Below are 8,678 nucleotides of genomic sequence, written 5' to 3'. Positions count from 1 at the left end.
GCATGATGCCTCGGCCCCCTCATCTGCGTGCGCGAGCAGGTCCTTGCCGCTGGGCTGGAGCACCGCGGCGCGGATCGCTCAGCTGGCGGTCGCAGGCTCCTCGTCGAGCTGCTGGTCGACGGCGTCATTGAGGCACTGCTCGAAGTCCGCCTGGTCCTGCGTGGTCATCTCGGTGCCCATGTAGGTGTCCCAGCAGCTGCGGACGTCCGGGTCGTTGAAGACCTGGATCATGGCCGCGCCGAAGATCAGCGAGAACACCAGGATCAGGCCGTTGAGGATCAGGCCCAGGCCGTTGAGGATCAGGCCGGCGATCCCGAAGCCCTTGCCCGCACGCGCCTTGGACGCCCGGACCACGGAGATGATGCCCAGGATCAGGCCGATCAGCGCAGCGATGATGAACAGGCCCAGGAGCCAGAAGAGCAGGACGCTCACGATGCCGAGCACCAGCGAGGCGATGCCCATGCCCTTGCCGTCCTTGACCTTGCGGCCGGGCTGGTAGCCGCCCTGGACGTAGGGGTCCTGGTTCGGATAGCCGCCGTAGGACTGCTGGGCCGGGGCACCCGGGCCAGCGCCGTACTCGGCGGGCTGGACCGGCTGACCGGCGCTGTACGAGCTCTGGCCGTCGTCGTAGCGGCCGTACTGCGGGACGCCCTGCTGGGACGCGGCGGGCTCCTGCGGGGCGCGCACGCCGTAGCGGGGTGCCTCCTCCTGGCCCGGATCGTGCGCCGGACCCTGCGGGCCGCCGTCGCGGGCTGCGTCATCTGCCTGTGCTCCGCCGTTCGACCACGGCGACGACCGATCTGCGTTGTGCGGGGGCTGGTAGCTCAAGTCCGTCTCCTGAGGGAGGTCCGATGTTCGTGGGGTCGTCCCCGATTCTCCCACAGTCGCGGCAGGGCAGCGGCGGTGTGCACAGGCGACGGGGGCCGTCGAGCGCGGTGCTCGACGACCCCCGTGGGATCCTCTTCGCCGATCACGGCCGCGCAGGGCGCTGATCGGCACGGACGATCACTTCTTCTCGTTGCCCTTCACCCGACGGAACCTGCCCGTGACGGGCCCCGTGGTGCGGGAGAGGCGGTAGTCGATCCGGTGATCGACTCGGGAATCCACCTGCTCGCCGAACCTCGAGTCGAAGTCCTCCTGGAGCATCTCGGAGACGCGCCGGTAGCGCCGCTCCAGCTCCCGGTCCTGCATCTGCTCCAGGTCCGTGCGCATGGCCTTGACCGTGGCGATGGCCATGAGGATCAGGATCACGGAGAACGGCAGCGCCGTGATCAGTCCCGCGGCCTGGATGACGGTGAGCCCGCCGGCCAGCAGCAGAGCTGCCGCGATCAGGCCCTCGAGCACGGCGAACGTCACACGCGACCACGTGGGCGGGTTCGGGTGGCCGCCGGAGGCGAGCATGTCCACCACGAGCGAGCCCGAGTCCGAGGACGTGATGAAGAAGATCGCGATGACCACGATCGCCACGACGGAGAGGATTCCGCCGATCGGCATGTCCGCCAGCAGATCGAACAGAGCGGACTCGGCGATCACGCCCTCCTCCGGGTCGACCAGGCCGCCCTCACCGAAGAGCTGGCGGAACAGGCCCGCGCCGCCCATCACGGAGAACCAGAAGAACCCGACCGTGGTGGGCACCAGCAGCACGCCGGCGACGAACTGGCGCACGGTGCGCCCGCGGGAGATGCGGGCGATGAACACGCCCACGAAGGGCGCCCAGGAGACCCACCAGCCCCAGTAGAAGATGGTCCAGGCAGCGCCCCAGGCCGCGCCTTCCTCGCCCTGGTAGGCGCCGACGTCGAAGCTCATGTTCAGCACGTTGGCCAGGTACACGCCCAGGGACTGGATGAAGTTCTGGAACATGAACAGCGTGGGACCCAGCAGCAGTACCGAGATCAGCAGCAGGCCGGCCAGCGACAGGTTGATGTTCGACAGCCACTTGATGCCTCGACCGAGGCCCGTGACCACAGAGGCCGTGGCCAGGAACGTGATCACGACGATCAGGATGATCAGCAGCGTCATATCCGCCGACTCGACGACGCCCATGGCGGCCAGTCCCGCGCCGATCTGCTGGACGCCCAGGCCCAGCGAGGTCGCCACACCGGCGATGGTGCCGAAGACGGCCAGGATGTCGATGACGTCGCCCATCCAGCCCTGGACGCGCTTCTCGCCGAGCAGCGGCTCCAGCGCCCAGCGGATGGACACCGGACGGCCCCGACGGTGGATCGCGTAGGCCAGGGCCAGGCCGATCACGGCGTAGATGGCCCAGGGGTGCAGGCCCCAGTGGACGAAGGTCTGGGCCATGCCCAGCTGGGCAAGCTCCACCTCGTCGCCGGTCCAGCCCGGCTTGGGGGAAGAGGTCGCGTAGGTCAGAGGCTCGGCCACGCCGTAGAAGACCAGACCGACGCCCATGCCGGCGGAGAAGAGCATGGCGAACCAGCTCAGCCAGGAGAACTCCGGCTCCTCGCCGTCGCGCCCCAGCTTGATGCGGCCGAAGCGCGAGAAGCACATGTACAGGGCGAACACGATGAAGGCCGCGATGACCGTCATGTAGTACCAGCCCAGGTTGGTCACCAGCCAGGTCTGAGCACCGATCAGCACATCCGAGGTGAAGTCCGGGAAGATCAGTGCCGAGGCCGTGACCACGACGATCGCGATCAGCGACGGCCAGAACACCGCCGGGGCGATGCTGCCGCCGCGCAGGCGGACGCCCTGGGCCTTGAGCTTCTCGGTGATCTGGGCATCGGTGTCGTCATCGGCGATCTGGTGCTGGGGACGCAGATCGGAGTCCAGGGGATCCTCGGGCGGCGTGCTGTGCTCGTCCGCTGCCGGCGGTCTGGTCTCGTGGGGTGTCTCAGCCATGCGTTCCTTCCGTGCCGCCTCGATCCTGCGGCTCCGACACGGAACCGCCCGGGCAGCGATTAACAGACAGCTTTCAGATCTTGTGCGCCCCCAGGTAAACACCTGAGAGCCGACTTGTCAGCTTCTTCGGCTGTGAATCCCGCCGCATGGAGGTCCGCGACGACCCTCCGACCGGCTCCTGCTCCCCCACCGAATCGACGCGTCCCTGTGCGATGGTGCGGTTTTCGCGCAGGGAAGCGTCGACTCGACGAGCGATGCGACGGCAGGGACGCGCAGCGGTCCTCCGAGGGGTGCAGCCAGCGCCCGGAGGCGGATGCGGGCACAACGCAGAGCGCCCCGGACTGAATGGTCCGGGGCGCTCCGCCGATGCACGGGGCATCACATGTGGAGATGGGGGGAATTGAACCCCCGTCCGGTGCAGCTTCTTCCGGGCTTCTCCGGGCGCAGTGTGCTGTGGATTTTCTCAGCCCTGGTCCTTGTAGCACACCTCTTGACCAACAGGCTCAGTCGCGTAAGTGTTCACCAGCCGTCCGCGACGTACGGCTGAAGCAGTGGCCTTCTAGCTGATGCCAGACACCGGGGCGAAGGCGACCCCGGGCTGACAGACTGCTGTCGCTAGCTCAATCAGGCAGCGAGAGCGAAGTCAGTGCGCTTGGATTCGGCACTTATTGGTTTGCACAGGACATTAACGAGATGACTGTGCGTTCTCGGCCCGCTTCACCAGAATCGACTCACACCGTCGAAACCGATCATCCCCATATGCTGTTGTCAACCAGCTCCGACGACTGCCCCTGAGGGCCGTTGCCGGACACACCAGTCTACTGCTCGACGCCCGGGACGACAACACCCCGCCGACCGCAGCCGACGGGGCGACAGGTGCCGAAGCGGCCTTCAGCGCATGTTGCGGTAGCGCATGGCGCGCTGGGCCTCGCGATTGTCCTGGGCCTCGCGCAGGGCCTGGCGCTTGTCGTACTCACGCTTGCCGCGGGCCACGCCGATCTCCACCTTCACGCGCTTGCCATCGCGGAAGTACATGCTCAGCGGGACGATCGTGAAGCCGGGCTCCCGGGTCTTCTGCGCGATCTTGTCCAGCTCGGAGGCGTGCAGCAGCAGCTTGCGGCGGCGCTTGGCGGAGTGGTTGGTCCAGGAGCCCTGCAGGTACTCCGGGATGTTCACGTTCTCGAGCCACAGCTCCCCGCGGCGGTCGAAGGCGCAGTAGCCGTCCACCAGCGTGGCGCGGCCCATGCGCAGCGACTTCACCTCGGTGCCCATCAGGGCGATCCCGGCCTCGTAGGTGTCGAGGACCTCGTAGTCGTGCCGGGCCTTCTTGTTGTTGGCGACGACGTCACGGCCGTCGTCGTTCTGCTTCTTCTTCTTGGTCGCCATGCGGCGTGATCACCCCTCGGACGGATCGGCGGTCGCACCGGCCCGCCAGCGGATGCCCGCGTCCACGAAATCGTCGATCTGGCCGTCGAACACGGAGGAGGGGTTGCCCTCCTCGTGGTTCGTGCGCAGGTCCTTGACCATCTGGTACGGATTCAGCACGTAGGAGCGCATCTGATCGCCCCACGACGCCTTGACGTCGCCGGCCATCTCCTTCTTCTTGGCGTCCGCCTCCTGCTTGCGCTGCAGGAGGATGCGCGACTGCAGCACGCGCAGGGCAGCGGCGCGGTTCTGGATCTGCGACTTCTCGTTCTGCATGGACACCACGATCCCCGTGGGGATGTGGGTCATGCGCACCGCCGAGTCCGTGGTGTTCACGGACTGACCGCCCGGGCCCGAGGAGCGGAAGACATCGATCTTCAGCTCGTTCTCCGGGATCTCGATCGTGTCGTCCGACTCGATCAGCGGAATGACCTCCACCGCCGCGAACGACGTCTGGCGGCGGCCCTGGTTGTCGAACGGCGAGATGCGCACCAGGCGGTGGGTGCCGGCCTCGACCGACAGGGTGCCGAAGGCGTACGGGGTCTTGACCTCGAAGGTCGCCGACTTCAGCCCCGCCTCCTCCGCGTAGGAGGTGTCCAGGACCTTGGTCGGGTAGCCGTGGCGCTCGGCCCAGCGCAGGTACATGCGCATGAGGATCTCGGCGAAGTCCGCGGCATCGACGCCGCCGGCGCCGGCGCGGATGGTCACGACGGCGTCGCGCTCGTCGTATTCGCCCGACAGCAGCGTGGTGATCTCGAGCTGGGCCAGGTCCTTGCGCACGGAGACGAGCTCCTCCTCGGCGAGGGCGAGGGTGTCGGCGTCGTCCTCCTCCTCGGCCAGCTGGACCATGACCTCGATGTCCTCGATCCGCTCGCCGAGGGCGTCGAGCCGCTTGAGCTGCGACTGCTTGTGCGAGAGCTGCGAGGTCAGCTTCTGTGCGTTCTCGACGTCGTCCCAGAGATCGGGGGCGGCCGCCTGCTCATTGAGCTGCGCCACCTCTGCGCGCAGGGCGTCGATGTCGACGACCTCGGTGATGGACGAGTAGGTGGAGCGCAGAGAGCTGATCTCCGCGGGAAAGTCTGTGGTGGCCATAGGGACACAGCCTAGTTCATGCGCGCATCCCGCCGCCCTGCCCCGGCTGCGGGTATCGCTGCCGGGCGAAGCGGCGGAGGTCGCGGGCCAGCTCCCCCAGCCGAGCAGCGGCGTGGTGCTCCGGATCCCAGGCGGCATGCAGGCGGATGGTCACGGGCTCGCCGTCGTCGTCGAGGATCGCCAGCGGCACCAGGTCGAAGCGCGGATCGTCGCTGACCACGCACAGCCCGCGCCCCGAGGCCGCGAGCGCCTGCGCGACGACGGGCGAGCCGACCTCGGCCAGAGGCTCGACACCGAGCCCGGCGGCCTCGAAGGCAGCATCGAGCCGGCGCCGGGCGTGGAAGCTGCGCTCGAGCAGCAGCAGCTCGGACTGCGCCAGCTCGCGCACCGTGAGGGATCCGGCCCCGGCCTGCGGATGCCGCGGCGAGGCATAGGCCCACAGCCCCAGCTGCGCGACCTCGATCGAGGCGAGCCCCGCCGTGGGTGCGACCGGCGCCACCGCCAGGTCCGCTCCGCGGCGCAGCGCCGGGTAGAGGGAGTCCACGGGCGCCTCGAGGACCGAGGCCAGCGGCGCGGCCGGCGACCACTCGGCCAGCCAGGGCGCCACGACGTCGTCGCGGGTGGTTCCGGCGGCTGCGATCCGCACACGCTGCAGGGACCCGGCCGCGGCATCGGCGGCGGTGTCCACGAGGGCCTCGGCTGCGCGCAGCAGCTCCTGGGCGCCGGGCAGCAGCTGCTGTCCGGCCGCGCTCAGGCGCATGCGCGCGCCCTCGCGCTCGAACAGGCGCACGCGCAGCTGCCGCTCGAGCTGCAGGACCTGCCGACTGACCGCGGGCTGGCCCATCCCCAGGCGGGCCGCCCCGGCAGTGACCGTGCCCTCCTCGGCCACCGCGACCAGGCATCTCAGCGCACGCAGGTCCACACCCCACCCCTATTCCAATAACGCATGGTGATCATCGAGAAGCGATATTGGACAGCATAGGCATCCTGCCGCGACAGTGGTCCCCATCACCATCGCGCCCCAGGCGCCGCGCGCGTCAGGACACCGCGCAGCGCCCGCCGCGACCGCACCGATCGAGCACCAGGGAGCAGTCATGTCCGTCCCCCAGAAGCGCGAGCTGCGCACCGCCATCCCCGGGCCCCGCAGCCAGGAGCTGCACCAGCGCACCAAGCGGGCCGTCTCCGCTGGCGTGGGTGTGGGACTTCCGGTCTACGTGGAGAGGGCCGGCGGCGGGATCGTCGTCGACGTGGACGGCAACCAGCTGATCGACATGGGCTCGGGCATCGCCGTGACCTCCGTGGGCGCCTCCGCCCAGCGCGTGGTCGAGCGCGCCCAGGCCCAGCTCGAGGACTTCACCCACACCTGCTTCATGGTCACCCCGTACGAGGAGTACACGCAGGTCGCCGAGAAGCTCAACGAGCTGACCCCCGGCGATCACGACAAGCGCACCGCGCTGTTCAACTCGGGCGCCGAGGCCGTCGAGAACGCGATCAAGATCGCCCGCCATCACACCGGGCGCACCGCCGTGATCGCGTTCGACCACGCCTACCACGGCCGCACGAACCTCACGATGGCGCTGACGGCCAAGAACATGCCGTATAAGCACGGGTTCGGACCGTTCGCCTCGGACGTCTACCGCATGCCCATGGCCTACCCGTACCGCTGGAGCGGCGATGCCGAGACGATCACCGACGATGCCTTCGAGGCCTTCACCACGGCCGTGACCGCGCAGGTCGGCGCCCAGAACGTGGCCGCTGTGATCATCGAGCCGATCCAGGGCGAGGGCGGCTTCATCGTCCCGCCGTCGGGCTGGCTGGCCAAGATCGCCCAGTGGTGCCGCGACAACGGCATCGTCTTCATCGCCGACGAGGTCCAGACCGGCTTCTGCCGCACCGGCGACTGGTTCGCCTGCGATCACGAGGGCGTGGTCCCGGATCTGATCACCACCGCCAAGGGCATCGCCGGCGGCCTGCCGCTGTCCGCGGTCACCGGCCGCGCCGAGATCATGGACGCGGTGCACGCCTCCGGACTGGGCGGCACTTACGGCGGCAACCCCGTGGCCTGCGCCGCCACCCTGGGCTCGATCGAGACCATGGAGCAGGAGGCCCTCTCGGGCCGCGCCCGCGAGATCGAGGCGATCTTCCGCGAGCGCCTCGGGCAGCTGGCCGAGAAGCACGAGGCCATCGGCGAGATCCGCGGCCGCGGCGCCATGATGGCCGTGGAGATCGTCAAGCCGGGCACCACCACCCCGGATCCCGAGCTGACCAAGGCCGTCAACGCTGCCTGCCACGCCGCCGGCGTCATCACCCTGACGGCGGGCACCTATGGCAACGTGCTGCGCTTCCTCCCGCCCCTGGTGATCAGCGATGATCTGCTCAACGAGGGCCTCGACGTCCTCGAGGAGGCCTTCGCGGCCCAGGCCTGAGCCGGTCCCGCACCGGACGAGGAGGAGCCCATGAGGCTGGCAGTTCTGCAGGAGCACGCGGTCGTCAACGATGTCGAGGCCAATCTGGCCACGGTTGTCGACGGCATGCGAGCGGCCGCCGATCGCGGAGCCGACGTTCTCGTGACCCCGGAGCTGTTCCTGACCGGCTATGCCCCGCGCGCCGTGCGCGCGGCAGCCGATCCGCAGGCGATCGCCGATGCCCTGAAGCAGGTAGCGCAGGCCTGCCGGCAGATCGGGATCGCCGCGGTGGTCAGCTTCCCCGCCCAGGAACCGGGTTCTGCCCCGGACGGGCCGTGGCAGATCCGCGCCGCGCTCTTCGACGCCGACGGCAGCCGCCTGCTCGACTACGGCAAGGTCCACCTCTTCGGCGGGGACGAGGCGGCCGCCTTCTCCCCTTCCGAGCAGGCTCCCGCCGTCGTCGAGCTGCTGGGCGTGCCGGTCTCGATCGTGATCTGCTTCGACGTGGAGTTCCCCGAGATCGTGCGCGCCGCCGCTGTCGCCGGCGCGGAGGTGATCCTGGCTCCGACAGCGATGTCCGAGGGCTTCCCGGAGGTCTCCGAGGTGCTGCTGCGGGCCCGGGCGCTGGAGAATCACGCGATCGTGGCCTATGCCAATCACGCCGGCGAGGAGGACGGGATCCGTTACGACGGACGCAGCGTGATCGCCGGACCCCGCGGGCGCGACCTGGCCCGCGCAGGAGAGGCGCCCGAGCTGATCGTCGCGGATCTGGATCTGGCGGACCTGCGCGCCTCCCGCACCGAGATCCCCTACCTGCAGCAGCGCCGCCCCGATCTCTACACCCGGTGGGAGCGCGGCTGAGCACCGCCCCCTGACGACGGGGGCGGGGCGGGGCCC

7 protein-coding genes and 1 other RNA gene are annotated in these 8,678 nt (G+C 69.3%); 2 read left to right on the top strand and 6 right to left on the bottom strand.

The features are described from left to right. Positions 1 to 78 precede the first annotated feature (78 nt). The 6 genes from M3E84_RS12005 to M3E84_RS11980 form a co-directional block, all read right to left on the bottom strand. On the bottom strand, positions 79 to 828 hold the full coding sequence (locus M3E84_RS12005) for a hypothetical protein (RefSeq protein WP_259896480.1): 750 nt from the start codon (positions 826 to 828) through the stop codon (positions 79 to 81). A 177-nt stretch (positions 829 to 1,005) separates the two neighbouring features. Continuing rightward, positions 1,006 to 2,859, bottom strand: coding sequence for a BCCT family transporter (locus M3E84_RS12000; RefSeq protein WP_259896479.1), 1,854 nt, complete (start codon positions 2,857 to 2,859; stop codon positions 1,006 to 1,008). A 382-nt stretch (positions 2,860 to 3,241) separates the two neighbouring features. Further along, positions 3,242 to 3,616: a transfer-messenger RNA gene (gene ssrA, locus M3E84_RS11995) on the bottom strand. A 134-nt stretch (positions 3,617 to 3,750) separates the two neighbouring features. After that, complete coding sequence (gene smpB / locus M3E84_RS11990) at positions 3,751 to 4,245, bottom strand: SsrA-binding protein SmpB (protein WP_259896478.1); 495 nt, start codon at positions 4,243 to 4,245, stop codon at positions 3,751 to 3,753. Positions 4,246 to 4,254: 9 nt separating this feature from the next. After that, positions 4,255 to 5,376, bottom strand: a complete 1,122-nt coding sequence (prfB, locus tag M3E84_RS11985) for a peptide chain release factor 2 (RefSeq protein ID WP_259896473.1) — start codon at positions 5,374 to 5,376, stop codon at positions 4,255 to 4,257. A gap of 16 nt (positions 5,377 to 5,392) precedes the next feature. Next, on the bottom strand, positions 5,393 to 6,298 hold the full coding sequence (locus M3E84_RS11980; RefSeq protein WP_259896468.1) for a LysR family transcriptional regulator: 906 nt from the start codon (positions 6,296 to 6,298) through the stop codon (positions 5,393 to 5,395). Between the two features lie 172 nt (positions 6,299 to 6,470). Between M3E84_RS11980 and gabT the strand changes: the two genes are divergently transcribed. Then, the gene (gene gabT / locus M3E84_RS11975; RefSeq protein ID WP_259896466.1) at positions 6,471 to 7,802 is read left to right on the top strand and encodes a 4-aminobutyrate--2-oxoglutarate transaminase; all 1,332 of its coding nucleotides are present in this window, start codon (positions 6,471 to 6,473) and stop codon (positions 7,800 to 7,802) included. Between the two features lie 30 nt (positions 7,803 to 7,832). Then, on the top strand, positions 7,833 to 8,642 hold the full coding sequence (locus M3E84_RS11970) for a carbon-nitrogen hydrolase family protein (RefSeq protein ID WP_259896464.1): 810 nt from the start codon (positions 7,833 to 7,835) through the stop codon (positions 8,640 to 8,642). The last annotated feature ends 36 nt before the right edge of the window (positions 8,643 to 8,678 follow it).

It is taken from the genome of Kocuria sp. p3-SID1428 (genome assembly GCF_025149945.1).
Taxonomy (GTDB): Bacteria; Actinomycetota; Actinomycetes; order Actinomycetales; family Micrococcaceae; genus Kocuria.
The sequence above is the reverse complement of the archived record's forward strand: the minus strand, read 5'-3'. Positions and strand labels throughout refer to the sequence as shown.